This is a genomic window from Bradyrhizobium lablabi (assembly GCF_018129385.1).
Lineage (GTDB): Bacteria > Pseudomonadota > Alphaproteobacteria > Rhizobiales > Xanthobacteraceae > Bradyrhizobium > Bradyrhizobium lablabi_C.
On record NZ_JAFCLN010000009.1, the window covers coordinates 170,094 to 195,901 of the forward strand.

At 64.0% G+C, this 25,808-nt stretch carries 22 protein-coding genes; 13 read left to right on the forward strand and 9 right to left on the reverse strand.

All coding sequences use genetic code 11. The features are described 5' to 3' along the window. Positions 1-248 precede the first annotated feature (248 nt). From JQ628_RS18905 to JQ628_RS18920, 4 genes are all read right to left on the reverse strand, one after another. Positions 249-989, reverse strand: coding sequence for a response regulator (locus JQ628_RS18905; RefSeq protein WP_212224418.1), 741 nt, complete (start codon positions 987-989; stop codon positions 249-251). Further along, a complete protein-coding gene (locus tag JQ628_RS18910) occupies positions 986-2,725 on the reverse strand; it encodes an ATP-binding response regulator (RefSeq protein ID WP_212224420.1) in 1,740 nt (579 codons plus the stop codon). The genes JQ628_RS18905 and JQ628_RS18910 overlap by 4 nt, the downstream gene beginning before the upstream one ends. Continuing rightward, the gene (locus JQ628_RS18915) at positions 2,695-4,686 is read right to left on the reverse strand and encodes an ATP-binding protein (RefSeq protein ID WP_433996145.1); all 1,992 of its coding nucleotides are present in this window, start codon (positions 4,684-4,686) and stop codon (positions 2,695-2,697) included. The genes JQ628_RS18910 and JQ628_RS18915 overlap by 31 nt, the downstream gene beginning before the upstream one ends. Before the next feature lie 94 nt (positions 4,687-4,780). Further along, a complete protein-coding gene (locus JQ628_RS18920; RefSeq protein WP_212224422.1) occupies positions 4,781-5,776 on the reverse strand; it encodes a TRAP transporter substrate-binding protein in 996 nt (331 codons plus the stop codon). A gap of 232 nt (positions 5,777-6,008) precedes the next feature. Here JQ628_RS18920 and ugpB point away from each other — a divergent pair, with 232 nt between their 5' ends. The 9 genes from ugpB to JQ628_RS18965 all read left to right on the forward strand — a co-directional run bounded on the left by ugpB (position 6,009) and on the right by JQ628_RS18965 (position 15,880). Continuing rightward, positions 6,009-7,316 carry a sn-glycerol-3-phosphate ABC transporter substrate-binding protein UgpB gene (gene ugpB / locus JQ628_RS18925; protein ID WP_212224535.1) on the forward strand — a complete coding sequence of 436 codons (1,308 nt, stop codon included), beginning with the start codon at positions 6,009-6,011 and terminating at the stop codon, positions 7,314-7,316. 293 nt (positions 7,317-7,609) lie between these two features. After that, the gene (locus JQ628_RS18930) at positions 7,610-9,229 is read left to right on the forward strand and encodes an ABC transporter substrate-binding protein (protein ID WP_212224423.1); all 1,620 of its coding nucleotides are present in this window, start codon (positions 7,610-7,612) and stop codon (positions 9,227-9,229) included. Between the two features lie 5 nt (positions 9,230-9,234). Continuing rightward, positions 9,235-10,248, forward strand: a complete 1,014-nt coding sequence (locus tag JQ628_RS18935) for an ABC transporter permease (protein ID WP_212224424.1) — start codon at positions 9,235-9,237, stop codon at positions 10,246-10,248. Positions 10,249-10,406: 158 nt separating this feature from the next. After that, positions 10,407-11,243 carry an ABC transporter permease gene (locus JQ628_RS18940; RefSeq protein ID WP_249128121.1) on the forward strand — a complete coding sequence of 279 codons (837 nt, stop codon included), beginning with the start codon at positions 10,407-10,409 and terminating at the stop codon, positions 11,241-11,243. 95 nt (positions 11,244-11,338) lie between these two features. Beyond that, on the forward strand, positions 11,339-13,123 hold the full coding sequence (locus JQ628_RS18945) for a dipeptide ABC transporter ATP-binding protein (RefSeq protein ID WP_212224426.1): 1,785 nt from the start codon (positions 11,339-11,341) through the stop codon (positions 13,121-13,123). Between the two features lie 22 nt (positions 13,124-13,145). Beyond that, positions 13,146-13,328 (forward strand): DUF4089 domain-containing protein, encoded by a 183-nt coding sequence (locus tag JQ628_RS18950; protein ID WP_212224428.1) that lies wholly within the window; start codon positions 13,146-13,148, stop codon positions 13,326-13,328. Between the two features lie 7 nt (positions 13,329-13,335). Then, entirely contained in the window at positions 13,336-14,730 is a 1,395-nt protein-coding gene (locus tag JQ628_RS18955; RefSeq protein ID WP_212224430.1) for an AtzE family amidohydrolase, read from the forward strand. A gap of 1 nt (position 14,731) precedes the next feature. Then, positions 14,732-15,124: an oxalurate catabolism protein HpxZ gene (hpxZ, locus tag JQ628_RS18960; RefSeq protein ID WP_212224431.1), complete on the forward strand. Its 393-nt coding sequence runs from the start codon at positions 14,732-14,734 to the stop codon at positions 15,122-15,124. 18 nt (positions 15,125-15,142) lie between these two features. After that, a complete protein-coding gene (locus JQ628_RS18965; protein ID WP_212224432.1) occupies positions 15,143-15,880 on the forward strand; it encodes a GntR family transcriptional regulator in 738 nt (245 codons plus the stop codon). Between the two features lie 106 nt (positions 15,881-15,986). On the opposite strand, the gene atzF is transcribed toward JQ628_RS18965, so the two are convergent. Both atzF and JQ628_RS18975 read right to left on the reverse strand, forming a co-directional pair. Further along, entirely contained in the window at positions 15,987-17,783 is a 1,797-nt protein-coding gene (atzF, locus tag JQ628_RS18970) for an allophanate hydrolase (protein WP_212224433.1), read from the reverse strand. A gap of 199 nt (positions 17,784-17,982) precedes the next feature. Next, entirely contained in the window at positions 17,983-18,501 is a 519-nt protein-coding gene (locus JQ628_RS18975) for a MarR family winged helix-turn-helix transcriptional regulator (protein ID WP_249128087.1), read from the reverse strand. A 169-nt stretch (positions 18,502-18,670) separates the two neighbouring features. On the opposite strand from JQ628_RS18975, the gene JQ628_RS18980 reads away from it, so the two are divergent. Next, positions 18,671-20,536 (forward strand): feruloyl-CoA synthase, encoded by a 1,866-nt coding sequence (locus tag JQ628_RS18980; RefSeq protein ID WP_212224435.1) that lies wholly within the window; start codon positions 18,671-18,673, stop codon positions 20,534-20,536. Here the strand turns inward: JQ628_RS18980 and JQ628_RS18985 are convergent. Together JQ628_RS18985 and JQ628_RS18990 are read right to left on the reverse strand one after the other, a co-directional pair. Continuing rightward, positions 20,533-21,054 carry a MarR family winged helix-turn-helix transcriptional regulator gene (locus JQ628_RS18985; RefSeq protein WP_212224436.1) on the reverse strand — a complete coding sequence of 174 codons (522 nt, stop codon included), beginning with the start codon at positions 21,052-21,054 and terminating at the stop codon, positions 20,533-20,535. The two genes, JQ628_RS18980 and JQ628_RS18985, sit on opposite strands and share 4 nt — an antisense overlap. 99 nt (positions 21,055-21,153) lie before the next feature. Further along, complete coding sequence (locus JQ628_RS18990; protein ID WP_212224438.1) at positions 21,154-22,428, reverse strand: NAD(P)/FAD-dependent oxidoreductase; 1,275 nt, start codon at positions 22,426-22,428, stop codon at positions 21,154-21,156. Between the two features lie 227 nt (positions 22,429-22,655). On the opposite strand from JQ628_RS18990, the gene JQ628_RS18995 reads away from it, so the two are divergent. Continuing rightward, positions 22,656-22,964: a hypothetical protein gene (locus JQ628_RS18995; protein WP_212224440.1), complete on the forward strand. Its 309-nt coding sequence runs from the start codon at positions 22,656-22,658 to the stop codon at positions 22,962-22,964. Further along, complete coding sequence (locus JQ628_RS19000; protein ID WP_212224441.1) at positions 22,964-23,830, forward strand: sigma-70 family RNA polymerase sigma factor; 867 nt, start codon at positions 22,964-22,966, stop codon at positions 23,828-23,830. Before JQ628_RS18995 ends, JQ628_RS19000 begins: the two co-directional genes overlap by 1 nt. A 2-nt stretch (positions 23,831-23,832) precedes the next feature. Here the strand turns inward: JQ628_RS19000 and JQ628_RS19005 are convergent, their stop codons facing one another. Then, complete coding sequence (locus JQ628_RS19005) at positions 23,833-24,612, reverse strand: GntR family transcriptional regulator (protein ID WP_212224443.1); 780 nt, start codon at positions 24,610-24,612, stop codon at positions 23,833-23,835. A 67-nt stretch (positions 24,613-24,679) separates the two neighbouring features. Here JQ628_RS19005 and JQ628_RS19010 point away from each other — a divergent pair, with 67 nt between their 5' ends. Continuing rightward, positions 24,680-25,807 carry a cupin domain-containing protein gene (locus tag JQ628_RS19010; protein WP_212224445.1) on the forward strand — a complete coding sequence of 376 codons (1,128 nt, stop codon included), beginning with the start codon at positions 24,680-24,682 and terminating at the stop codon, positions 25,805-25,807. Position 25,808: the final 1 nt, after the last annotated feature.

Below are 25,808 nucleotides of genomic sequence, written 5' to 3' on the forward strand. Positions count from 1 at the left end.
TCAGGCTGCGTTTCGGGATGTCTGCGCCAAAGGCGGAAAATGGTTTCGCCGGTCAGGGAATTGTTTCGTCAGGTGGCCTGCGGCGAAACATTCGCGGCGGAAATGTGAACGATTTCAATATGCGGAAAATTGGAGGGAGCGGATGCCGCCGGGCGGGAACGATTCTTCGTTTCAACGGTTAGGGGGCACCTTTTTGGATGATGCTATGCCGGTCCCAAAGAGCCGGCGGCGTCCCGCCGGAACGATAATCAAGCCTTCTCGCCGGCAGGCGAGAACAAATAGCCACCGCCTCTGATCGTGCGGATCACGGCCGGCTTGGTCGGGTCGATCTCGATCTTGCGGCGGATGCGCATGATGCGCAGGTCGACCGCGCGGTCGAAGGCTTCGGCATCGCGGGCATTGGCAAGCTCGAGGAGCCGCTCTCGCGACAGCACACGCTTGGGATTGGCCGCAAATACTTTCAGCAGGCCGAATTCGGAAGCGGTCAGCGGATGCTCGTTGCCCTCGTCGTCGCGCAGCGCCTGGGCCTCGAGGTCGAGCCATTTGGTGCCGAACCGCACGAGCTGATCCTTGGCCGACTTCGCGCTTGCCGCTTCCGGCGCTGCTGCCGCCTTGGCCGGCGTGCTCCGCCGCAGCACCGAACGGATGCGCGCCATCAACTCACGCAGCTCGCAGGGCTTTGCTATGTAGTCGTCGGCGCCGAGCTCCAGGCCGACGACGCGGTCGATCGGGCTCGCGGTCGCCGTCAGCATGATGACGGGGACGTTGATCCGGCTCTTGAGGTCGCGGATGATCGAAAGCCCGTCTTCCTCGGGCATGTTGAGGTCGAGCACGACCAGATCCGGCACGCTGGTCTCGATCGCGGCGCGCAGGCTCTTGCCGCCATCGCACAGCGTGACGCCAAAGCCATGCATCTTGAGGTAATCGCCGACCATCTCGCGGGCGGGCGCCTCGTCGTCGACGATGATGATGTGCGGTGACTGGGTCATGTCTCTGTTGCGGGCAATGTAACCGTAAACGTCGAGCCCTGTCCGGGTCCCGCACTATGGGCTGCCACATGGCCGCCATGCATGTCGATGATGCGCTTGACGATCGACAGCCCGAGGCCCGTCGAGCTTTCGCCCGCGGTCGGCTTGGCCGACAGCCGCTGGAAGCGGCCGAACAGCCGGCCGAGGTCTTCGGGCGACAGGCCCGCGCCCTCGTCGGCAATGCGGATCACCGTATTGGTGCCTTCATGCGTCACACCCACCGTGATCTTGCCGCCGATCGGCGAATACTTGATGGCATTGCTCACCAGATTGTCGATCGCTTCGCGGATGCGGTCGGCGTCGCACATGGTGACGAAATGCGGCGGCGCCGAGACCGAAATGCTCTGCTGCTTGTTGACGGCCGACGGCAGGTTGGCATCGGTGACCTCGGTCACGAGGGCTGCGATATCGACCGGCTCGCGACGGATGGTGATGTCGAAGGCATCCGCCATCGCATCCGAAATCAGGTGATCGACCATGTTGGTCAGCCGGCGCGTCGCGTCGCGGATATGATCGACCTGCGCGGTGACGTTTTCCTTGGGCGAGCCGGCGCCGATCAATTCGGTCAGCATCTCGGTGCGGCCGAGGATCACGCCGAGCGGATTCTTCAGGTCGTGGGCGACGGTGCCGAGGATTTCGTTCTTGAAGCCGTTGGCGCGCTGTAGCCGCATCCATTGCGACGAGAGGCGGCGGTTGGCCTGCATCAGCGCGCGGGTGCGCTGCGCCACGCGGTCCTCGAGCTGGGTATTGGCCTCGTGGAGCTGCTGGTAAAGAATGACGTTGTCGAAGGCGATCGACAGGCGGCTGGAAAAGATCTCGACCAGCGCGCGGTCGGTGTCGGAAAGCTGGCGCTCGGCCTGTAGCAGCACTACCACCTCGCGGCCGCTGCCGGTGCGCAGGTAAAGCACGCTGCGGTGGTCGGCGAATTCGTTCTTGCGACGGGAGAATGCGGCTTCCACCATCTCCCGCAAATCCGGATCGAGCGATTTCGAGCTGGTGGTGCCGATGAAGCGGCTATAGCAGCCCGACCCCGCCAGCACCGACAACTCCGAGCCGGCGCCGTCGTCACGCAGCACCAGGATTCCCGCACACTCAACATTGAGCAGCGAGGCGAGCTGGGTCAGCACGCCCTCGGCAAGCCGCTGCATCGACTTGAAGTCGTACAGGGTGGACGCCGCGTCGATGATGATCTCGAGCCCACGCCTTGTCTGCACCATGCGCTCGAGCTGCTGGTAGCTGCGGATTGCCGCGGTCAGCGAGGTGAACAGCTTGTCGGCCGTGAGCTCGGTCTTGGCCTTGTAGTCGTTGATGTCGTACTGGACGATGATGCGGCGTTCCGGCGCCTGGCCGGGCTGGCCGGTGCGCAGGATGATGCGCACGGTCTCGTTCTTGATCTCGTTGCGGATGAACTCGACCAGCTCGAGCCCCGCGACATCGGTCTCCATGATGACGTCGAGCAGCACGGCGGCGATGTCGGGATGCTTGCGCATCAACTCGCGGCCCTCGGCGGCCGAATAGGCCGACAGGATTTCCAGCGTCGCGCCGTTCAGATTGTAGTCGCTCAGCGCAAAGCGCGTGCCTTCATGCACGGCGGCATCGTCGTCGATGACGGCGATCTTCCATTTGCGGGCGGATGCGTCCTCCGGAGCAGCTCCGGTATCGTCGATCAGGTGGAGGACATCGTCCTGTTCGGCCATTGCTGGGTTCCGTCGGCTACTGTGTCAGGGATCGAGGGGGTCCCCCGGGCGACCCTTGGCATAATAATGCGAAAAGTCGTGCCTTGTCCCAGTCTTGACTCCAGCATCATGCGGCCGCCCAGTTGCTGGGTGACGAGGTTATAGACGATATGCAGGCCGAGGCCAGTGCCGCCTTCGTTGCGGCGGGTGGTAAAGAACGGGTCAAAGGCCTGCCGCTGTACGTCCGGCGTCATGCCGGCGCCGTTATCGGCGAAAATGATCTCGACGTCATCGCTGCCGCGCGGCCGCGCCGTGATCGCGATGGTCCCGGAGCGCCCGTCGGCGAAGGCATGATTGGCGGCGTTGAGGAACAGATTGGTTAATATCTGCCCGTAGGAGCCGGGATAGCCGTCGATCAGCAGCCCTTCCGGCACGTCCACCGAGAGCTGGATGGCTGATTTCTTCAGGACCGGCCGCAGGCTCGCCACGATCTGGTCGGTTGCCTCGGCAAGGCTGAACTGGCGGCGTTCGGCGTGCGAACGGTCCACCGCCACCTGCTTGAACGACTGGATCAGCTCGCCGGCGCGGTGCAGGTTGGCCACCAATTGCTGGCCGGCATCGCGCGAAGCCTTGACGAATTCGTCGAGTTTCGAGCGCCGCAGCGGCTCGGTCCTCAATTCCTGATCGAAGATTTCGGCGCGGCGGGCGAAGCTCGATGCCACCGTCAGGCTGATGCCGATCGGGTTGTTGACCTCGTGCGCGACGCCCGCGACGAGGCCGCCGAGCGCGGCCAGCCGCTCGGCATCGATCAGGTTCTGCTGCGCGGTGTTGAGCTCGAGCAGCGCGCCTTCGGCCCGCTCCTTGGCGGTGCGCAGCTCCTCTTCGGTCTTCTGCTTGGCGATGGCGTTTTCGCGGAACACTTCCACCGCGCGCGCCATCGCGCCGACCTCGTCCTTGGTTTTGGTGCCCTGCACCTCGCGGTCGAGGTCGCCGGAGGCGATGGCGCGCATCGCCGTCATGATCTGCTGGAGCGGCAGGCGGATCGACAGTGCGATGATGACGCCGGCGGAAAGGATCACGCCGAGGAAAATCACCGCGATCGACAGCACCCGGCGCGAAATGTCCGACAGCGTGCGATCGAAGGTCGCCTGCGCCTTCTGCTCGCGCTGGCGCATCTTGACCGAGAGATCGTCGATGGCGCCGATCGCCTCGGCCTGGCTGGCGTCGATGGTGTTGCGCAACAATTCGGTGCGGTTTGCGATCTGCTCCGAAAGCTTGCGCAGGCCCTCGCGCAGCGCGGCATTGCGCAGTTGCAGGCGCTGCAAGGCGAGGCGTTGCAGGTCGTTTTCGGCAAGGTCCGCCATCACGGGGACCGTCTTGTCGATGGTATCGATATTGCGGCGGGCGTCTTCCTCGGCGGAAGCGGCCACCGAGAGATAATAGGCGTTGGCGGCGACCAGCAGCGCGGTGAATGCCTCGCGCGACTTGCCGAGCGCGGGCCAGATCAGCGCATCGCGGTGGCCGGTGGCGCCCTCGATGACCGAATAGAGCCCGGCCATGTCGCGCGTGGGCGCCAGCACCTGCTCCTCATAGGTCCTGGTGATGGTGGCCTGGACCGTGCGCAATTCGCCAAAACCGTCGAGGAATTTGCTGGTGACGCGTTCGAGCTCTTCCACCGAGCCCGACAGCATCGGGTCGGTCGCCGCCCGTGTGGTCAGCGTTCCCAGCACGGCCTCGCGCAGCAGCAGGATCTCGGCGAACAGTTCCGGGCTCGGTCGGTTGATATAGCGGTGGATCAAATTATGCAGCCGGCTGTTCTCGCTTTCCAGCAGCGCGAGGATCTTGTCGGATTCGCGCACCGCGCGGACATCGTCCCAGGCCGAGCCCAGCACCTTTGCGCCGTTCCAGATCAAGAGCGCCAGCACGGCCACCACGGCGGAGTTGAGCAGCGCGATCGACAGGATGCGCCAGCGGATCGGCACCGCACGCACGAGCTGCACGATGCGGACGCGGGCGCGCACGGCAAAGCTCGCCGGGCGTTCCAAGGCATCGTTGCGGGGTGCGGCCGGGGTCAACTTACTCCACCTTGCGAATGCGTTCGATCAATTGCGCGGCGGCGGGATCGCGCTGCGCCTTGACATAGAGGCCGGCCATGGCCGCTTCGAACGGCTTCCTGTCGATGTCGGTCACGATGACAACGCCGGCGCCTTCGGCCTGCTTGCGCGACTGCTCCTCCAGATCGCGCCACTTCTCGCGCATGAACTGGCCGGAACGCAGCGCCGCCTCGCGGAAAATCTTCCGGTCCTCCGCCGACAGCATCATCCATGCCTTGTGGGACATCACGAGAACCTCGGGGCTCATCGTGTGTTCGGTGAGCGAATAGTAGCCGGCATGCTTGTAGTGGCCGGTGGTGACGAAGGAGGGCCAGTTGTTCTCGGCGCCGTCAATCAGTTTCGTCACGAGGCCGGTGAGAACCTGACCATATGGTAACTCGACCGGCTCTGCGCCGAGCGAGCGGATCATCTCCGACATCAGTTCGGATTGCTGCACGCGCAGCCGAAGACCTCTGATGTCGGCCAGCGAGCGCACGGGGTGGACATTGTTGTAGATCGAGCGCGCGCCGGAATCGTAGAACGCCAGCCCCACGAAGCCGTACGGCTCGAAACTATCAAGGATTTCCTTGCCGATCGGGCCGTCCAGCACCTTCTGCATATGTTCGATGGAGCGGAACAGGAACGGCATCGCCAGCACATTCATCGACGGAATGACGTTTCCGATCAGCGCCACATTGGTGCGGTTGAGGTCGATTGCGCCGGCCCGCGTCTGCGCCAGCGTTTCCTTCTCCTCGCCAAGCTGGCGGGAATGGAACACCTTGATATGGTGACGGCCGCCGGTGCGCTCGGAAATCAGGTGACCCATGAAACGCAGTGCCTGGACGGTCGGATAATCCTCGTTCTGGGTGTCCGCAGCGCGGAATTCGCGCGCGTGAGCAGCCGTTGCGGCCGCCGTCAGACACAGCGCAACAACGAACATTACCGTCCGCGATAGGTCGGCGCGGCTGGACACTGGCAAAAAACTCTTCCCCTTGGTGATGGAGTCTGGCGAGACCAGAAAAGGTTCAACACTTTTTAGCAGAAGCAGACGAGGCGTGGCTATCCCGCCCGGAAAGGTTGAAACGGTTTATTGTGCAGCGCGTGCGGGCGTTACCGGATTGCAACCGCGAATGCGGCGTCCTATTGAAGGCGCCGGACGAAAAAGCGCGGAAACGAATCGGAATGGTTTTGTCGTGACAACGGCACGGAAGATGTTGCGGCTCGCCGCATGCGCGGCCGCAATTGCGTTTGCCTCACCGGCATATGCGGTCACCGAAATCCAGTGGTGGCACGCGATGTCGGGCCAGCTCGGCAAGGCGCTGGAAAAACTCGCGGCCGATTTCAACGCATCGCAATCCGAATACCGGATCGTGCCGACCTACAAGGGCAACTACACCGAGACCGTCACCGCTTCCATCTTCGCGTTTCGCTCACGCAGCCAGCCCGCCATCGTTCAGGTCAACGAGATCGCCACCGCGACCATGATGGCCGCGCGCGGCGCGATCTATCCGGTGTTCGAGCTGATGCGCGACCAGGACGTGCCGTTCTCGCCTTCAGCCTATCTTCCGGCCATCACCGGCTACTATGCCGACACCGCCGGCAACATGCTGTCGTTCCCGTTCAACGCCTCGACGCCCATTCTCTATTACAACAAGGACCTGTTCCGATCAGCCGGACTCGATCCGGAAGCGCCGCCGAAAACCTGGCCGGACATCGGCGCGGCGGCCAAGCGGCTGCGCGCGGCGGGCGCCGCGTGCGGCCTCACCACGTCATGGCCGTCATGGATCAATGTGGAAAATTTCTCTGCCTTCCACAATCTGCCGGTCTCGACCAAGGCCAACGGCTTTGGCGGACTCAATGCGGAGCTGACGTTCAACAATCCGCTGATGGTGCGCCACATCGCGCAACTCGCCGAATGGCAGACCACAAAGGTGTTCGACTATAGCGGCCGCGGCCAATCGGCCGAGCCGCGGTTCCAGAAGGGCGAGTGCGCCATCTTCATTGGTTCGTCGGCAACGCGCGCCGACATCCAGGCCAATTCGAAATTCGAAGTCGGCTACGGCATGCTGCCCTACTGGCCCGAGGTTTCAGGCGCACCGCAAAACAGCATCATCGGCGGGGCGACGCTGTGGGTGCTGCGCGACCGGCTGCGCGCCGAATATGCCGGCGTGGCAAAATTCTTCGCCTTCCTGTCGAAGCCCGAAGTGCAGGCCGCCTGGCACCGGAGCACCGGCTATCTGCCGATCACGCGCGCCGCCTTCGACCTCTCGCGCGCGCAGGGTTTTTACGACCGCAATCCGGGGGCTGCGATCTCGATCGAGCAGATCACGCTGAAGCCGCCGACCGACAATTCAAAGGGCATTCGCCTCGGCTCGTTCGTGCTGGTGCGCGACGCCATCGAGGACGAGCTCGAGCTTGTCTTCGCGGGCAAGAAGTCGGCGCAGGCCGGACTCGATGCCGCCGTCGAGCGCGGCAACCGCCTGCTGCGCCAGTTCGAGCGCGCCAACCCGGACCGATAGGTCGCATGCCGTCTCGGCGTTCAATTTCGGAGTCCTCGTCAGGGGAGGACCTCGCACTACTGCGTGCGACAATTTCGCCCAATGAATGGGCTGCCTGAAATTTCGGATGAATAATTAGGCAAATAAGCCTCTTTGTATGCACATGGACCGGATGTCGGGCAATGCCTAATCCGGCCTTTCACAAGCAAAATCATTCGTTTATTCGGAAATTAGCCTTCCGTTAAGGTCTGGCACGAACCTTGCGACATCAGCTCCAAAAGCCGGTCCGTATTTCAGCGTCTTTGGAGCATCACATGAAGCGTCGCGATTTCCTCAAATCTGTTTCTGGTCTGGCTGCCGGCGCCATGGTGCCGGCGCCGGCGATCTGGTCGGCGGCGAAGGCCGATGCGCGTTCGGAGACGCTGTTGATCGTCTCGGAAGGCGGGCCCAACAATCTCGACATCCATGGCATCGGCACCAACGTGCCTGGCTATGAAGTGTCGTGGAATTGCTACGACCGCCTGATCAGCCACGAGATGAAGAGCGGTCCCGGCGGCGTGCCCTATTACGACCGCGACAAATTCAAGGGCGAACTCGCCGAGGATATGAATGTCGGCGACATGTCGGCGACGTTCAAGCTGAAGAAGAACGCCAAATTCCACGACGGCACACCTGTTACCGCCAAGGACGTCAAATGGTCGCTCGACCGCGCGGTGAGCGTTGGCGGCTTTCCGACGTTCCAGATGAGCGCGGGCTCGCTCACCAAGACCGAGCAGTTCGTCGTCGTCGATGACCACACGGTGCGTGTCGACTTCCTCAAAAAGGACAAGCTGACGATTCCCGATCTCGCGGTGATCGTGCCCGCCGTCGTCAATTCGGAGCTGGTGAAGAAGAACGCATCCGAAAAGGATCCGTGGGGGCTCGAATACACAAAACAGCAGACCGCAGGCTCCGGCGCCTACAAGGTGACCAAGTGGACCGCCGGTACCGAAGTGATCATGGAGCGCAACGACGCCTGGGTCGGCGGTCCCCTGCCGAAGGTCAAGCGCGTGATCTGGCGCATGGTGCCGCAGGCCGGCAACCGCCGCGCGCTGCTGGAGCGCGGCGATGCCGACATCTCCTACGAATTGCCGTTCAAGGACTTTCAGGAGATGAAGGCGAACGGCAAGCTGGACGTGGTGTCGCTGCCGTTCTCCAACGGCATCCAGTACATCGGCATGAACGTCACCAAGCCGCCGTTCGACAATCCAAAAGTGCGGCAGGCCGTTGCCTATGCGATCCCCTATCAGAAGATCATCGACGCCGTGCTGTTCGGCCTCGCCAACCCCATGTTCGGCGCGGCCGCGGGCAAGACGACCGACGTCGCCTGGCCACAGCCGACCAAGTTCAATACCGACATCGAGAAGGCCAAAGCGCTGATGGCCGAGGCCGGCTACGCCAACGGCTTTGAGACCACGCTGTCGTTCGACCTGAATTTTGCGAACGTCAACGAGCCGCTCTGCATCCTGGTGCAGGAGAGCCTGGCGCAGATCGGCATCAAGGCGACGATCAACAAGATCCCCGGCGCCAACTGGCGCACCGAGCTCACCAAGAAGGAGCTGCCGCTCTACACCAACGTGTTCTCAGGCTGGCTCGATTACCCCGAATACTTCTTCTACTGGTGCTATCACGGCAACAATTCCATCTTCAACACCATGAGCTACAAGTCGCCGGAGATGGACAAGCTGATCGACGGCGCGCGCACCGCGGCCGCAACCGGCGACACTGCTGCCTACGACAAGGACGTGAAGGGCTTTGTCGATCTCGCCTTCACCGACATCCCGCGCATCCCGCTGTATCAGCCGTTCGTCAACGTCGCGATGCAGAAGAACATTTCGGGCTATCAATACTGGTTCCACCGCCGCCTCGACTATCGTGCGCTTGTGAAGGCGTAACTCCCATGCTGACGATGATCGGCAAGCGGCTCATGTTCGCGATCCCGAGCCTGATCGGGGTCGTCATCGTCACCTTCCTGTTGACGCGTGCGCTGCCGGGCGATCCGGCGGCATATTTCGCCGGCCCCGCCGCGACCAAGGAAGCGATCGAGCAAATCAGGAAGAAGCTTGGTTTCGACCGGCCGCTGATCGAGCAGTTCTTTCGCTACACCAACGATCTCGCGCATGGCGATTTCGGCAACTCGCTGACCACAGGTCAGCCGGTCGCGACCGAGATCCGCAACCGCCTGCCGGCTTCCGCCGAGCTGACGCTGCTCGGGCTGTTCGTCTCGATCGCGATCGCGCTGCCGCTCGGTGTGCTTGCCGCCACCAGGCCGGGATCGTGGATCGACCATCTATGCCGGGTGACGACAACGGCGGGCGTCTCCTTGCCGGTGTTCTTCACCGGCCTCGTGCTGGTCTACGTCTTCTATTTCCGGCTCGGCTGGTCGCCCGCACCGCTCGGCCGCCTCGACGTATTCTACAGCGCGCCGCCGACGGTAACCGGCTTCTATCTGATCGACACACTTCTGGCGCGTGACACCGAGGCGTTCGGCTCCGCGCTCCGGCAATTGATCCTGCCGGCGCTGACGCTGGCGATCTTTTCACTGGCGCCGATCGCGCGCATGACGCGCGCCTCGATGCTGGCGGTGCTGGCATCGGATTTCGTCCGCACCGCGCGCGCCAGCGGGCTGTCGCCCGGCACGGTGATCGTCACCTACGCTTTCCGCAACGCGATGCTGCCCGTCATCACCACGCTGTCGATGGTGTTCTCGTTCCTGCTGGGCGCCAACGTGCTGGTGGAAAAGGTGTTCGCCTGGCCCGGCATCGGCTCCTACGCGGTCGAAGCGCTGATCTCGTCAGATTTCGCGCCGGTGCAGGGTTTCGTGCTGACCATGGCGGTGATGTATGTGCTGCTCAATCTGGCGATCGACATTCTCTACGGCATCATCGATCCGCGTGTGCGGCTGGAAGGGTAGAGCATGATCCGGAAAAGTGGGAACCGGTTTTCCCTGCGACAAACGCGAAGCGTTTGCGCGGAGATCATGCTCAAATCTGAGGTGCAGTCATGAGCAGCGTCACGGCCGATTCCGTCACAACAGCCCCAACTGAAAAGCGCAAGTCGCCGCTCGTTTCGATGTTCGAGCACACCCGATACGTGCTTGGCGAAAACAAGGTCACGGCGTTCGCCTTCGGGCTGCTGGTCGTCATCCTGTTTGCGGCGCTCTTCGGCCCTTATGTCGTGCCGTACGATCCGCTGGCGTCGAACACCGCGCAGGCGTTGAAGCCGCCCTCCGCGGCGCACTGGTTCGGTACCGACCAGCTCGGACGCGACATCTTCAGCCGCGTCATCGTCGCAACGCGGCTCGATACATTCATCGCGATATCTTCCGTGCTGCTGGTGTTTTTGATGGGCGGCCTTGCCGGCATCGCCGCCGGCTATTTCGGCGGCTGGACCGATCGTATCGTCGGCCGCATCGCCGACACCATCATGGCCTTTCCGCTGTTCGTGCTGGCGATGGGCATCGTCGCGGCGCTCGGCAACACTGTGCAGAACATCATCATCGCCACCGCGATCGTGAATTTTCCGCTCTATGCGCGCGTCGCCCGCGCCGAGGCCAATGTCCGGCGCAATGCCGGCTTCGTGCAGGCGGCGCGGCTGTCCGGCAACAGCGAGGGCCGCATCCTGCTGGTTCACATCCTGCCCAACATCATGCCGATCATGATTGTGCAGATGTCGCTGACCATGGGCTACGCCATCCTCAATGCCGCCGGCCTGTCCTTCATCGGCCTCGGCGTGCGGCCGCCGACCGCGGAATGGGGCATCATGGTCGCCGAAGGCGCCGGCTTCATGGTGTCGGGCGAATGGTGGATCGCGCTATTCCCCGGCCTTGCGCTGATGATCGCGGTGTTCTGCTTCAACCTGCTTGGCGACGGCCTGCGCGATATCGTCGATCCGCAGCGGAGGACGTAAATGATGGTCCCGAAGCCATACCCTATTACCGTTTGTCTACTGTGCATGGGGTTGTTTTGCGAGTTTTTGGATGACGCGCAGGCGCGGAGGCCTTCATGACCGCCAAACCGCTGCTCGACGTCAACGACCTCACCGTGGAATTCACCACGCGGCGCGGCATCGTCAAGGCGGTGCAACACGTCAATATCAGCGTGGCCAAGGGCGAGACGCTGGCCATCGTCGGCGAGTCCGGCTCGGGCAAGTCGGTGACGTCCTACGCCGTGATGCGGATCCTCGATCGCGCCGGCAGGATCGCCGAGGGCTCGGTGATGTTCTCCGGCATTGATGTGAAAGCGGCGAGCGAAAGCGAGATGCGCGATTTGCGCGGCCGCGAAATCTCCATGATCTTCCAGAACCCGCGTGCCGCGCTCAACCCCATCCGCAAGGTGGGCGACCAGATCGAGGACGTGCTGCGCCAGCATGTGCAGCAATCGCAGGTCGCCGATCGCGGAGAGAAGGCGATCGAGGCGCTGGAGCAGGTCAAGATCGCCCGTCCGCGCGAGCGCTATCACGCCTATCCGTTCGAACTATCGGGCGGCATGTGCCAGCGTGTGGTGATCGCGCTGGCGCTCGCCTGCAATCCGCAGCTCCTGATCGCGGACGAGCCGACCACCGGCCTCGATGTCACCACGCAGAAGGCGGTGATGGATTTGATTGTCGAGCTGACCAAGCAGCGCGGCATGTCGACGATCCTGATCACACATGATCTCGGGCTCGCCGCGGCCTATTGCGACCGCGTGGTGGTGATGGAGAAGGGAAGGGTGGTCGAGACGGCGACCGCCGCGGACATTTTTGCGAAGCCGGAGCATCCCTACACCAAGAAGCTGATGCGGGCGACGCCGCGGCTCGGGGTGTCGTTACGGGATTTGCTGCCGGAAGAGGAAGGTACGCCCGTCATGGCCGGGCTTGACCCGGCCATCCATCCTTCTTCGCAAGACTCTTCTCTTGAGAAGATGGACCCCCGGGTCAAGCCCGGGGGTGACGACTCAATGGGCGGCGAGGCCAAACCACTCCTCACGGTCGAAAAGCTCGTCAAGGAATATCCCCGCCAGGGCGCGACCGCCGTGCTCGGAAAGCTGTTCTCGCGCAAGCCGCCCGTCGAGCAGGAAATTTTCCGCGCGGTCGACGGCATCAGCTTTGAGGTCGGCCATGGCGAGAGCGTCGGGCTCGTCGGCGAATCCGGCTGCGGCAAGTCGACGACATCGATGATGGTGATGCGGCTGCTCGACCAGACCTCCGGCCGCATCCTGTTCGACGGTGAAGAGATCGGCGCCATCATGCCGCATGCCTTTGCGCGGCTGCCGCTGCGCAAGAGCATTCAGATGGTATTCCAGGATCCGACCGACAGCCTCAACCCGCGCTTCACCGCGGCGCGCGCCATCGCCGATCCGATTATGCAACTCGGCGACATCAGGGGGCGCGACGCGCTGCGCGCCCGCTGCGAGGAACTGGCCGGGCTGGTCGGTCTGCCGGTCAACCTGCTGGATCGTTTTCCGCATCAGCTATCCGGCGGCCAGAAGGCCCGCGTCGGCATCGCGCGCGCGATCGCGCTGCATCCAAAGCTTGTCATCCTCGACGAGCCGACCGCGGCGCTCGATGTCTCCGTGCAGGCGGTGGTGCTCAACCTGTTACAGGACCTCAAGTCGTCGATGGGTATGAGTTATTTGTTTGTCTCCCATGATTTGAACGTGGTGCGTTTGCTGTGCGATCGTGTCATCGTGATGCGGGCGGGACGAATCGTCGAGCAGGGTAGTTCCGAAAAGGTGCTCGGCGATCCGCAGGACGCCTATACAAAAGAGCTGCTGACGGCGATCCCGCATCCGCCGTTGCCGGTGCATTAAGAAGAAACGACGGGGACAAGGCATGGCTAGCGATCCGCTTGACGACTACATCGACGCCGTTGGCAAGGCGATGGCGCTGCCGATGGACGAAAGCTGGCGGCCGGCGGTGAGGGCCAATCTCCAGGTGTCGCTGCGGCTGGCGAAGCTGGTCGACGAATTCCCGCTGCCGGATGAAACCGAGTCGGCCAGTGTCTTCAGCGCCTGATATCGCAATGACCGTTTCCGATAATCTGTCCGCCGCCGAGATCGCGCAAGCGGTCGCTAGCCGCAAGATGTCCGCACTTGAGGTGGCCGAAGCCGCGCTGGCGCGAATCGCCAAGCACGATTCCGTTCTCAATTCCTTCACCGACGTCACCGCCGATCGTGCGCGCGCCGCGGCGCGGGCGATCGATACTGCCATCGCGGCCGGCAAAAGCGTCGGTCCGCTCGCGGGCGTGCCCTTTGCCGTCAAGAACCTGTTCGACGTAAAGGGCCTCTCCACCCGCGCGGGCTCAAAGATCAACCGCGACCTGCCGCCTTCGCCGCGCGATGCGACGCTGATCGAGCGGCTGGAGGCGGCGGGCGCCGTACTGGTCGGCGCGCTCAACATGGGCGAATACGCCTACGACTTCACCGGCGAGAACGTGCATGACGGTCCCTCGCGCAATCCGCACGATACGACGCGGATGACCGGCGGCTCTTCCGGCGGCTCCGGCAGCGCCGTCGGCGGTGCGCTGGTGCCGCTCGCGCTCGGCTCCGACACCAACGGCTCGATCCGGGTGCCGTCGTCGTTCTGCGGCATCTTTGGCCTGAAGCCGACCTATGGGCGGCTGTCGCGCGCGCGCTCTTATCCCTTCGTCGGCAGTTTCGATCACCTCGGCCCGTTCGCGCGCAACGTCGCCGATCTCGCGCTCGCCTATGACGCGATGCAGGGCCCGGACGCCGCTGATGCTGCCTGCTCCGCGCGGCCGGTCGAGCCGGTGACGGCGCAGCTCGCGCAAGGCGTTGGCGGTCTGCGCGTCGCGGTGGCCGGCGGCTATTTCCAGAAGAACGTGTTTCCCGAAGCGCAGGAGGCCGTTGCGCGCGTCGCGAAGGCGCTCGGTGCTACCAACACCATCGAACTTCCCGAGGCTGCGCGCGCCCGCGCCGCCGCCTACATCATCACGACGGTCGAAGGCGCCTCGCTGCATCTGGATCGCCTGCGAAAACGGCCGAACGACTTCGATCCGGCGGTGCGCGACCGGTTTATCGCCGGCGCGATGATCCCGGGGGTTTATGTCGACAAGGCGCAAAAATTCCGCCGCTGGTACCGCGCCAAGGTGCTGGAAATCTTCAAGTCTGTAGACGTGATCGTGGCGCCCGCCACGCCATGCGTCGCGCCGAAGCTTGGGCAGGTCAACTTCGTGCTCGACGGCGTCGAACTGCCGGTGCGCGCCAATATCGGCATTCACACCCAACCGATCTCCTTCATTGGCCTGCCGGTGGTCGCCGTGCCGGTGCCGCTGGAGCCGATGCCGATCGGTGTGCAGATCATTGCTGCGCCCTGGCGCGAGGACATCGCGCTGCGCGCGGCGCATGCGCTGGAAAAGATGGGCGTGGCCGCAGCGCCGGCGCCGCGAGGAATTTGAAATGGAAATCGACCTGCCCGACGTGCTCGCCGAAGTCACCGCGCAATTCGCGCGCTATGAGGCGGCGCTCGTCAGTAACGACGTTGCCGTGCTCGACGAGCTCTTTCGCAATGACAAGCGAACGCTGCGCTACGGCATCGGCGAAAATCTCTACGGCTATGAGGCCATCATGGCCTTCCGCGCAGCGCGATCGCCAGTTGGATTGATGCGCAAGACCGACAAGACCCTGATAACGACCTATGGCCGCGATACGGCAGTGGCTTCAACGCTGTTCTATCGCGACGCGTGGGCCGGCAGCAAAGTCGGTCGGCAGATGCAGACCTGGATACGATTTGCCGAAGGATGGCGGATCGTCGCCGCCCATGTCAGCATCATCGATGAACCGAAGACCTGAGGGCAGGGATCGCAAGGCATGAGTCTCGACGACCTCCCGGCAGGCAGTTTGCAACGGAGCGGCGCAGCGGCCGATCCGGTGGTCCGTCGCGTCGACCGTGCCTCTCCGCAGCAGGCAAAAATCACCCGCGCCGAAGAGTTGCGGTTGCAGCTTGCCGACGAAATCGTCCGTGGCACGCTGGCGCCGGGCGCGCCGCTCGACGAGACCGACCTCGCGCGGCGTTTTTCCGTATCGCGCACGCCGGTGCGCGAGGCGCTGCGGCAGCTCGCGGCGAGCGGGCTCGTCGAAGCGCGCGCCCATCGCGGCGCGGTGGTGGCGCGGCCGACGCTGGACCGGCTGACCGGGATGTTCGAGGCGATGGCCGAGCTGGAGGCGATTTGTGCTGCGCTGGCCGCCGAGCGGATGCCGGCCGCCGATCGCGCGCGGCTGGAGGCGATCCACGAGGAACTGCGCGTGCTGAGCCATGCCGGCAATCCCGAACGCTTCCACGAGGTCAACGAGCGGTTTCACAATGCGATCTATGCCGGCTCGCAGAACGCCTATATCGCCGAAATGACCCTGGCGACGCGCGTGCGCGTGCAACCCTTCCGCCGCGCCCAGTTCCGCAATCTCGGGCGTCTCGCCAAATCGCACGCCGAGCACGACCGCGTCGTGGTCGCCATCATGCGCGGCGACAAGACCGGCGCGGCGGCTGCGATGCGCGCGCATATCGAGCTGGTGCGCGGCGAGTACGAGATCTACGCGGTGTCGGTGTAGGTGTTTCTCTCCGTCATTGCGAGGAGCATAGCGACGAAGCAATCCAGCTTTCTCGCCGCGGAGATAAAGCTGGATTGCTTCGCTTCGCTCGCAATGACGGCTGACGCTACACCGCCGCCTTTTCCTTCATGAACGCGCGCCAGCCGCCATAGGAGGAAATGTCGCGAGCGCCGTAGATCTCGGCGGGCTCGACGATAAAGCCTTTCACCCCGCGGCCATCACTCAGCCTGATCGTACCGATCGACAGCGGCGGCGGTATCGCGGCGACGAATTTTCCGAACGCAGCCGCCGACAGCGCCCAGAGTTCGAGTTTGATCGTCGAGCCCGTGCCTTGCTCGACGCGCAGCATGCCGGGCTTTGGCGGCGTCGTATCGAGCGCGTAGAGCCTGTAATCGGGCGCGGTGCTCGCTTCTTCCAGCAGCCGTCCGCCAAGCGCCAGCAATTCACCGTTCAGCGCCATGCCTGACAAATGCGCGCCGACCACCGCGATCGCGATTTCGTCGTCATGGGCCGCGTTCGGTAGCGGCGCCAGTATTGGTTGCTTCACGCCCCTGGCGCCGACCGGAAGTCCCGTGCCGGCGTGGAACGCTCGGCCGATGCCGGCGAGCATGGCATCCTTGCCGGCGGGCGCCAGCAGTGTGATGCCGAACGGAATGCCGTCGGCACGGATCGAAGCCGGCAATGCGAGGCCGCAGAGATCGAGCAGGTTGACGAAATTGGTGTAGGTGCCAAGCCGGCTGTTGAGCTCGATTGGGTTGGCCAGCACCTGCGCGGTGGAATAGGCGGTCGGCGCGGTCGGCAGCACGATCGCATCGATACCGGCAAACGTGCGTTCGGCGGTCTGCCGCAGCCCCTGCAGGCGATAGAGCGCCGCAAAGGTGTCGGCTGCTGTCAGCCGCGAGCCTGCCGCGGTGATCTCGCGCGTCACGGGATGGATTGCATCGGGCGACGATGCCAGCAGGTCGCGAATGACAAGATAGCGCTCGGCGACCCATGGACCTTCGTAGAGCAGCCGCGCCGTTTCATAGAACGGCTCGAGATCGAACTCGACCAACTCCGCGCCGAGCGAGGCCCAGCGCTTCATCGCTTCGCCATAGGCCTTCTCCGAATGCTTGTCGCCGAAGAAAATCAGTTGCCCGTTGCGGGGAACGCCCAGCCGGAGCTTTGCAGGAAACGCCGTCATTTCCGCGAGCGGCCGCTCGCGCGAAAACGGATCGGCCTTGTCGGAGCCGGCCATCACCTTCAGCGCGGCCATCGCATCGTCGACGGTGAGCGAGAACACCGAGATGCAATCGAGCGTGCGGCACGCCGGCACCAACCCGGCGTTCGAGATCAGGCCGAGGCTCGGCTTGAGGCCGACAATGTTGTTGAGCATCGCCGGCACGCGGCCGCTTCCCGCGGTGTCGGTGCCGAGCGCGAGCGGCACGAGGCCCGCCGACACCGCGACGGCCGATCCCGAACTCGATCCGCCCGGAACGAGATCGCCGCGCATCGGATTCCTGGGAATGCCATAGGGCGAGCGCACGCCGACGAGGCCGGTGGCGAACTGGTCGAGATTGGTCTTGCCGATGACGATGGCGCCGGCCGCGCGCAGTTTTGCCACCGCCGTCGAGTCCTGCGCGGGCATGTAGGAGAAGGCCGGGCAGGCTGCGGTGGTCGCAAGACCTTGCGCGTCGATATTGTCCTTGACCGCAACGGGGACGCCGAACAGCGGCAGTGTTGCGGCATCCTTCTTCGCCAGCGCTTCGGCTTCCGCCAGCGCGTCCTTTTTATCGCGCAGCGAAATGAAGATCGCGGGATCGTTATGGTCGCGGATGCGCTGAAAGCTGCGCGCCACGGTCTCTACGGGCGACGCGGTACCGGCGCGGTGGGCGGCGATAATCTCGGCTACGGTCTCGGTCAATGAACGCCCCTTCAACGCGGAATCTTGCCTGATCAACGAAGCAAGCGATGTGCCATTGTGTACATCGATAGAGCGAAACCGGATTTGTCAAATAAGACAGACTTTACAGCCAATTATCAGAAAAAATGGCACGCGCCGCGCGCATTTCCGCAAGCATGCTTGCACAATTATTCAGCAGAGCAGGCCGGCAGCCCCTGGCTCAGGTAAAGCCGGAGAGAATCCGCAGCAATTGCTCGCGGTTCTCCTTGCCGATCTTCTCGGCGACATGCCGCTCGTGCTCGGCGGCAAGCAGTTTGAACTGCCGCAGCGACACGGTCCCCTGCGCGGTCAAATGCAGCGCATGCGATCGCCGGTCGGTCCTTGAGCGGATGCGTTTCACCAGCTTGCGGTCTTCGAGGCTGTCGAGCAGATGCACCAGCCGGGCGCGCTCGATGCCGAGCCGCTGCGCCACCGCCATCTGGCTGAGGCCGGGATTGGCGCCGATCACCGTCAGCACTGAATATTGCGTCGGCGTGATGTCGACGGCGGCGAGCGTGCGGATGAAATCCTGAAAGATCCAGAGCTGGAAGCGCCGCACCGCATAGCCGGCATGGCCAAGCAGCCCGTCGAGTTCGATCGCGCTGCTGTTGTCCGTCGGACGAGGCTTGCCGCCCGCCCGACGTTTTGCGCCGGAGTTTTTCGGGATTTTCAACGTCGCCTGGGTCGCCCGGTTGGACAAATCATTTCTCCAGCATCGCATCCAATGTAGCGGAGCAGGACGAAGAGGGAAAGATTGTTGCTGACGACAACAATTGTTCGAATGAACAATATGCCCGGAGCGGCCCGCAAGAGGCTGCGACGATGGCTGCACCGCCTGCGGTCATTGAGGAGCACGAGGAGGAAGCCCGATGACGACATCAGCCGTTGTCAGCCGCGACAATTCCGACACGCCGTTCGCAACGCCCTCGATCGTGGCTATCAGCCGCGCCGACGGCAGCATCTTGCTGCGCTCGACGGTGCCGCTCGGCGAATACGCGCGATGCGTCGGCGACTGGCTGGAGCATTGGGCGCGCGAAACGCCGGATCGGGTCTTTCTCGGCGAGCGCGGCAATATCGATACGCCATGGACGACCGTTTCGTACCGGGACACGCTGCGGCAGGTGCGTTCGATCGCATCGTGGATTCTGGCGCAAGGACTGAGCGCCGAACGTCCGCTGGTCATCCTCTCCGACAACAGCATCGATCACGCGCTGCTGGCGCTGGCGGCGATGCACGCCGGCGTGCCCTCGGCCGCGATCTCGCCGGCCTATTCGCTGATGTCCAAAGACTTCGACAAGCTGAAGAGCATGATCGGCCTGCTCGAGCCGGGCGCGATCTATGTTTCCGGCATAAAGCCGTTCGCATCGGCACTGGCGGCGATCAAGCCACTGCATCACGCAAAGATCGTCAGCGGCAATGCCGGCGATGATGATGCCATCCCATTCGCCGCGATTGCTTCAACGCCGGAGACACCCGACGTCGCAAAAGCCTTTGCGGCGGTGACGCCTGATACGATCGCAAAATTCCTGTTCACCTCGGGCTCGACCGGCACGCCGAAGGCCGTCATCAACACCCAGCGCATGCTGACCTCGAGCCAGCAGGCCAAGGCGCAGACGTGGTCATTCCTCGATGCGTCGCACAACGATCTCGTGATCCTCGACTGGCTGCCATGGAGCCACACCTTTGGCGCCAACCACAATTTCAACCTGGTGCTGCGCAACGGCGGCTCGCTCTATATCGACGGCGGCAAGCCGGCGCCCGGGCTGTTTGCAACCTCGCTCGCCAATCTGCGCAGCGTGACGCCGACGGTCTATTTCAACGTGCCGCGCGGTTTTGACATGCTGATCGCGGCGCTGCGGGGCGACGACGAACTACGCCGGAAGTTTTTCGCCGAGGTGAGGTTCGCCTTCTATGCCGGCGCGGCGCTGCCGCAGAATCTGTGGGACGCGCTGGAGGAACTCTCGATCAAGACCGTCGGCCGCGCGCTGCCGATGGTGTCGGCCTGGGGCTCCACCGAGACCTCACCACTGGCGGCCGATTGCCATTTCCTGGCCGAGCGATCCGGCAATATCGGCGTGCCGATTCCGGGCACCGAGCTGAAGCTGGTTCCATCGGGCGATAAGCTGGAAGTGCGGGTGCGCGGGCCCAACGTCACGCCGGGTTACTGGAAGGCGCCGGAGCTCACCGCGCAGGCGTTCGACGAAGAGGGATTTTATCTGATCGGCGATGCCGTGAAATTCGCGGACCCCATGCGGCCCGGGCTAGGCCTGTTCTTCGACGGCCGCGTCGCGGAAGACTTCAAGCTCAATTCCGGCACCTGGGTCAGCGTCGGCACGCTGCGGGTGGCCGGCATCGCCGCGCTGGCGCCGCTGGCGCAGGATATCGTCGTGACCGGCCATGGCGGCGACGAGGTGCGCTTCCTGGTGTTTGCGAACATCGTCGCCTGCCGCGCGCATGCAGGCTTGCCCGAGAGCGCAAGCGCGGATGAGGCGATCGCGCACGAAAAGGTCCGCAGCGCGATCGGGCAGGGGCTTGCGAGGCTAAAGGCGCAAAGCGGCAACTCGTCGGGCCACGCCACGCGCGCATTGCTGCTCGCCGAGCCGGCTTCGGTCGACGGCGGCGAGATCACCGACAAGGGCTACATCAACCAGCGCGCGGTGCTGACGCGGCGGGCCGCTGCGGTGGCGATTCTGGATGACCACAAATCCGCCGCGTGGATCGGCTGCGCGGGCTAATCCTCGTCCGCCCCGTCGCCAACGCCCTTCACGGCATCGAGGTTGCCGTGAACTCGTTGCAGCAGTCCGATCAGCGTGTCGCGCTCCTGCCTGCTCAGGCAGGACAACAGGCGCCGTTCGCGTTCGAGCGCGACCTTGATGACGTGATCATGGGTCGTCCACCCCTTCGATGTCAGCGAGATCGCATGCGTGCGCCCGTCCTGCCCGGGCTTGATGCTGACGAGTCCTTCGTCCTGCATCACCGCAAGCGTCCGGCTGACCGGCCCCTTGTCAAAGCCGATGACCTGGCAGATGCGCGAGGCGGAGATGCCGGGCTCGATCGCGAGCTGTGACAGGATGCGCCACTGCGTGACGTTGACGCCAAACCGCTTCTGGTAGGTCACGGTCGCGCTGTTGGAGAGCTTGTTGCCGATGAAGGTGATGAGGGCCGGCACATAGCGGTCGAGATCGAGGATCTTGCCGCCGCCCTTGCCCGTTCTGCCCGAGGGCGTCCCGCGTGCCTGCCTCGCTCTGCCCATGCCGGTGAACCGCCCCGATTCCGCGCGCCGAATCCGCTCCGGCGGCCTCAAGCAGTGATAGAGACAGGGCCTGCGGTTCGGCAAGGTCCGATTGCGGCTTTACCCCGTCACCTTGCTGCTTCCCTGCGTGATCAGCCGGGCGGCGCGCTGGTCGCGCGCATAAACCCAGAGCCAGCTCAGGGCAACGCTGAGCCGGTGGCGCAGGCCGATCAGGAAGTAGATGTGGGCGATGCCCCAGATCCACCAGGCGATGGTGCCGCGCAGCTTGATCCGCCCGAAATCGATGATGGCCTTGCGCTTGCCGATCTGCGCCAGGCTGCCGGAATGGTTGTAGCGGAACGGGCCGACCGTCGTGCCGTTGAGCCGAGCCTTGATGACTTTCGACACATAGCGCCCTTCCTGCTTCGCTGCCGGCGCGATGCCCGGCACCGGATTGCCGTCGGGCCCCGCAATCGTCACGGTGTCGCCGACCGCGAAGACATCGGGATGGCCGGGCACGGTGAGATCGGGATTGACCTTGAGGCGATGGGCGCGGTCGGCGGGTGCGCCGAGCCATTCGGCCGCGCGCGAGGCGCGTACGCCCGCCGCCCAGATGATGGTGCGGGCGTTGAGCTGCTGGCCGCCATAGGTGACGCCGTCGGCGGTGCATTCGGTGACGGGCTGGCCCAGCACCACCTCGACGCCGCTGTCCTCGAGTGCGCGCTGCGCATAGGCCGACAGATTCTCGTCGAAGCCCGCCAGCACCCGCGGGCCGGCCTCGATCAGCACCACGCGCGCCTTCTGCGTGTCGATGCGGCGGAAATCCGGCGGCAGCGTGTGCTTTGCGAGCTCGGCAATGGTGCCGGCGAGCTCGACGCCGGTTGGCCCGGCGCCGATGATGACGAAGGTGAGCAGCGCCGCGCGGCGCTGCGGATCGGTTTCCCGCTCGGCGCGCTCGAAGGCGACGAGGATGCGCCGCCGCAGCGTGGTGGCGTCCTCCAGCGTCTTCAGCCCGGGCGCAAACGGCTCCCATTCGTCATGGCCGAAATAGGCGTGGCGCGCGCCGGTGGCGAGCACCAGCGTGTCGTAGGGAATGGTCTCGCCGTCCTCGAGCCGCACGCGCTTTTCCTTGGCATCGACGCCGTTCACATTGGCGAACAGGGTCGTGACATCCTTGCGGTCGCTCAGGACATGGCGGATCGGCCAGGCGATCTCGGACGTCGCGAGCGAGGCGGTTGCGACCTGGTAGAGCAGCGGCTGGAACAGATGGTGGTTACGGCGGTCGATCAGCGTGATCTCGACCGGGGCGCCCTTCAGCCCAAAGACGGTTTCCAGGCCGCCAAAGCCGGCGCCAACGATCACCACGCGGTGAGGTTTTGCCGGGGCATCGGTCATGGCATGGGCCTTTCCGTGAATATATCCGCTTCGGTTTATCTAGTGATTTCGCGCATGCGATCCAAGGCGAATTCGCCAATCGATCGATAGCGGACGCCTATCGACTGCGCCTGTCCTGCCATTGGTAATTGCGGCGCTGCCAAAAATATTTCCTCTAAGCCCGAATCTTTCATGCCTGCACAGACGTCATGGAGAGGTTACGCAACGCAAGACCAATGGAGAGAGCGATGAGACGGACCCTGATCAGGTACAAAGCCCGGCCGGAAGCCGCCGACAAGAATGCCGAACTTGTGGCCGCGGTGTTTGCCGAATTGAAGGCGACGAAGCCTGACGGCGTGCGCTATCTTACGCTGCGGCTGGAAGACGACAGTTTTGTGCATCTGGTCGAAACCTCGGCCGAGGACGGATCGAGCCCGTTGCCGAAGCTGGCGGCGTTCCAGGCTTTTCAGAGCGGGATTCGCGACCGCTGCGCGGAGCCGCCGATGCCCCGCGCGGCGGTTGTTGTCGGTAATTATCGCATGCTGAACGAGACGTGATGCCGGAGATCGATCTCGAACGCCTGTTGATTGCGATGCGGCCCAAGCTGCATCGCTATTGCGCGCGCATGGTGGGCTCCGTCATCGATGGCGAGGACGTGGTGCAGGACGCCCTGATCAAGGCGGTGGAAGCGTTCCTTTCCGCCGGTCTGATCGGCAATCCCGAGGGCTGGCTGTTCCGGATCGCGCACAACACGGCGCTGGACTTCCTGCGCCGCCGAAGCCGGCAGGAGGCGCTGCATTCGCAAAGCGAGGTGGACATGGTGGCCGATCAGCTCGATGCGGTTTTGAGCCGTCAGATTGCGAGCGCATCCTTGCGCACTTTCATGCGGCTGCCGGTGGCGCAGCGCGCGAGCGTGATCCTGCGCGACGTGCTCGGCTGCTCCTTGCAGGAAGTGTGCGAGATCATGGATGTCAGCCTGCCCGCGGTGAAGGCATCGCTGCATCGCGGGCGCACGCAATTGCGCGAATTTTCCGGCGAACCGGAAGATGCACCGGTACCGGCGCTGTCCGATGCCGACCGCGCGCGGCTTTCCGCTTATGTCGCGCGCTTCAATGCGCGCGATTTCGACGCGATCCGCGACATGATTGCTGACGACGTCAGACTCGAACTCGTCAACAAGACCCGCATGCGCGGCAAGCTGGAGGTGTCACGCTATTTCGGCAATTATTCCGGCGTCGGCGACTGGCACCTGGTGCCGGGCCTGGTCGAGGGCCGTGCCGCCATCCTGGTGTTCGATCCGAATACGCCGGACGGGCCGCCGAAATATTTCATGCTGCTCGCATGGGACGGGGAGAAGGTCGCGACCATCCGCGATTTTCGCTACGCGCCCTATGCGATCGAGGGCGCGGAGTACCGTATCTGATCCTATCGCGCGGCCTTGCCGGAGACCGGCGGCCACTCGATCGAAGCTTCGATGATCGCAGCCGTCTTCCGGTAATGGTCGGCCAAAAGGCGCACGGCCTCTTCGCTCCGGCCGAGTGTGGCGTCCATGATCTCGCGGTGTTCGGCCGTGGCATCGCGCCGCCGCTGCCCCAGCACTCCGCCGAAATAGTTCGGCAGGCGGTAGCGCTGGGTCTCGACGTAAAGCCGCTCCGCGAGTTCGAGCAGGCGCGGCGATCTGCAATGCGAGATCAGCGCGCGGTGGAAATGATGATGCCGCTCTTCCATCGCGAACAGGTCGGCCGTCGCCACCGAGCCCGCAACTTTCGACTGCCGTTCGACCTGTAGGCTGAGCGCATGGAAGGCGGCGACAATGCCCGCTTCCCAATCATCGTCGCCGTTGCGCATGGAGCGGCGCAGCGCCTCGCTTTCGATCAGGATGCGCGTTTCGGTCGCGTCCTCGATCTCCTCGCGCGACAACGGCGCGACCGAGAAGCCCCGCAGCGCCGTGGAGGCTACCAATCGCTCCGATTGCAACCGCATCAGGGCTTCGCGAAGCGGCGAAAAGCTCAAGCCGTAACGCTGACGCAGCGCCTCGAGCCGCAGCGGCTCTCCGGCCTTGAAAGCGCCCACGACAATGTCGGCGCGCAAACGCTGATAGGCTGCTTCGCCCAGCGTCGCCGGTCCACTGGCGCTCTCGCCGGCCGCCCCGCGCTCGCCGCCCGCGGCTGAAGCATTTCGGCCCGCCTTTCGATGAACTGCCATATTTTCGAAAATTTCCGATTGCTTCCAACGAAGGAATGATTTTATATCATCCTACAGGGAGAGCGGGATGGCAACAGCACGTCGCGAAAACCATCGGGAAAACGTCGCAGGCCGGGCCAATGTCGAGGACACGCCCGAACTGCTTGCCTATTACGATGAGCTGGAAGGCCTCGATGCCGGCGCCTTGTGGACGGTCGCCAACAAGATCGAGCCGTGGCAGCCGAAGTCTTCTTCCGTGCCGGTGCTGTGGCGCTATGAGGATTTGCGCAAGCATGTGCTGCGCTCCGTCGAGCTGGTGTCGCCGGAGAAGGCCGGCCGCCGCGTCATCTATCTGAACAATCCGGGCCGCCGCGACCATGCCGCCGCCGTTGGCTGGCTCTATTCGGGCCTACAGGTGATGCATCCCGGCGAAGTCGCCTCTGCGCACGCCCATTCGGCGTCCGCGCTGCGCTTCATCATGGAAGGTGAGGGCGCCTACACCATCGTCGACGGGCATAAGCTCACCTTAGGCGCCAACGATTTCGTGCTGACGCCGAACGGCACCTGGCACGAGCATGGCGTTTCCGGCGACGGCACGCCCTGCATCTGGCAGGACGGCCTCGACATTCCGCTGGTGAATTGCCTCGAAGCCAATTTCTACGCGGTGCATCCGAACATGCAGCAGACCGTCGGCCATCCGGTCGACGACATGTCGCATGCCTGGGGCGCTCCCGGCCTGCGGCCGGCCGGCGCCGAATGGAGCAAGGGCTATTCGCCGCTCCTGAAATACGAATGGGGCCCGACCTACGAGGCCTTGCAGCGCTACGCCAAGGCTTCCGCCGGTTCGCCCTATGACGGCCTCCTGATGAACTACGTCAATCCCGTCACCGGCGGGCCTGTCATGCAGACGATCGGCGCCTCCATGCAGATGCTGCGGCCGGGCGAGGCGACGCACGCACACCGCCACACCGGCAGCTTCATCTACCAGGTGGCCAAGGGCAGCGGGCACTCCATCATCGACGGCAAGCGCTTCGACTGGAAGGAGCGCGACATCTTCTGCGTGCCGTCCTGGGCCTGGCACGAACACGCCAACGCCTCTGGTAGCGACGACGCCTGCCTGTTCGCCTTCAACGACCTGCCGGTGATGCACTCGCTCGGCCTCCACCGCGAGGAAGCATTCGGCGACAATGAGGGGCGGCAGCCGCTCGCTTCCTAGG

Bases quoted from the DNA above. Each gene is read 5' to 3' on its own strand.
- JQ628_RS19010 (WP_212224445.1), top strand. From the start codon at position 24,680: ATGGCAACAGCACGTCGCGAAAACCATCGGGAAAACGTCGCAGGCCGG.
- JQ628_RS18940 (WP_249128121.1), top strand. From the start codon at position 10,407: ATGTTCGAGCACACCCGATACGTGCTTGGCGAAAACAAGGTCACGGCG.
- JQ628_RS18935 (WP_212224424.1), top strand. From the start codon at position 9,235: ATGCTGACGATGATCGGCAAGCGGCTCATGTTCGCGATCCCGAGCCTG.
- JQ628_RS18945 (WP_212224426.1), top strand. From the start codon at position 11,339: ATGACCGCCAAACCGCTGCTCGACGTCAACGACCTCACCGTGGAATTC.
- JQ628_RS18980 (WP_212224435.1), top strand. From the start codon at position 18,671: ATGACGACATCAGCCGTTGTCAGCCGCGACAATTCCGACACGCCGTTC.
- JQ628_RS18955 (WP_212224430.1), top strand. From the start codon at position 13,336: ATGACCGTTTCCGATAATCTGTCCGCCGCCGAGATCGCGCAAGCGGTC.
- JQ628_RS18930 (WP_212224423.1), top strand. From the start codon at position 7,610: ATGAAGCGTCGCGATTTCCTCAAATCTGTTTCTGGTCTGGCTGCCGGC.
- JQ628_RS18950 (WP_212224428.1), top strand. From the start codon at position 13,146: ATGGCTAGCGATCCGCTTGACGACTACATCGACGCCGTTGGCAAGGCG.
- hpxZ (WP_212224431.1), top strand. From the start codon at position 14,732: ATGGAAATCGACCTGCCCGACGTGCTCGCCGAAGTCACCGCGCAATTC.
- JQ628_RS18995 (WP_212224440.1), top strand. From the start codon at position 22,656: ATGAGACGGACCCTGATCAGGTACAAAGCCCGGCCGGAAGCCGCCGAC.
- JQ628_RS18905 (WP_212224418.1), bottom strand. From the start codon at position 989: ATGACCCAGTCACCGCACATCATCATCGTCGACGACGAGGCGCCCGCC.
- JQ628_RS18910 (WP_212224420.1), bottom strand. From the start codon at position 2,725: ATGGCCGAACAGGACGATGTCCTCCACCTGATCGACGATACCGGAGCT.
- JQ628_RS18965 (WP_212224432.1), top strand. From the start codon at position 15,143: ATGAGTCTCGACGACCTCCCGGCAGGCAGTTTGCAACGGAGCGGCGCA.
- JQ628_RS18985 (WP_212224436.1), bottom strand. From the start codon at position 21,054: ATGGGCAGAGCGAGGCAGGCACGCGGGACGCCCTCGGGCAGAACGGGC.
- JQ628_RS19005 (WP_212224443.1), bottom strand. From the start codon at position 24,612: ATGGCAGTTCATCGAAAGGCGGGCCGAAATGCTTCAGCCGCGGGCGGC.
- JQ628_RS18990 (WP_212224438.1), bottom strand. From the start codon at position 22,428: ATGACCGATGCCCCGGCAAAACCTCACCGCGTGGTGATCGTTGGCGCC.
- ugpB (WP_212224535.1), top strand. From the start codon at position 6,009: ATGTTGCGGCTCGCCGCATGCGCGGCCGCAATTGCGTTTGCCTCACCG.
- JQ628_RS19000 (WP_212224441.1), top strand. From the start codon at position 22,964: ATGCCGGAGATCGATCTCGAACGCCTGTTGATTGCGATGCGGCCCAAG.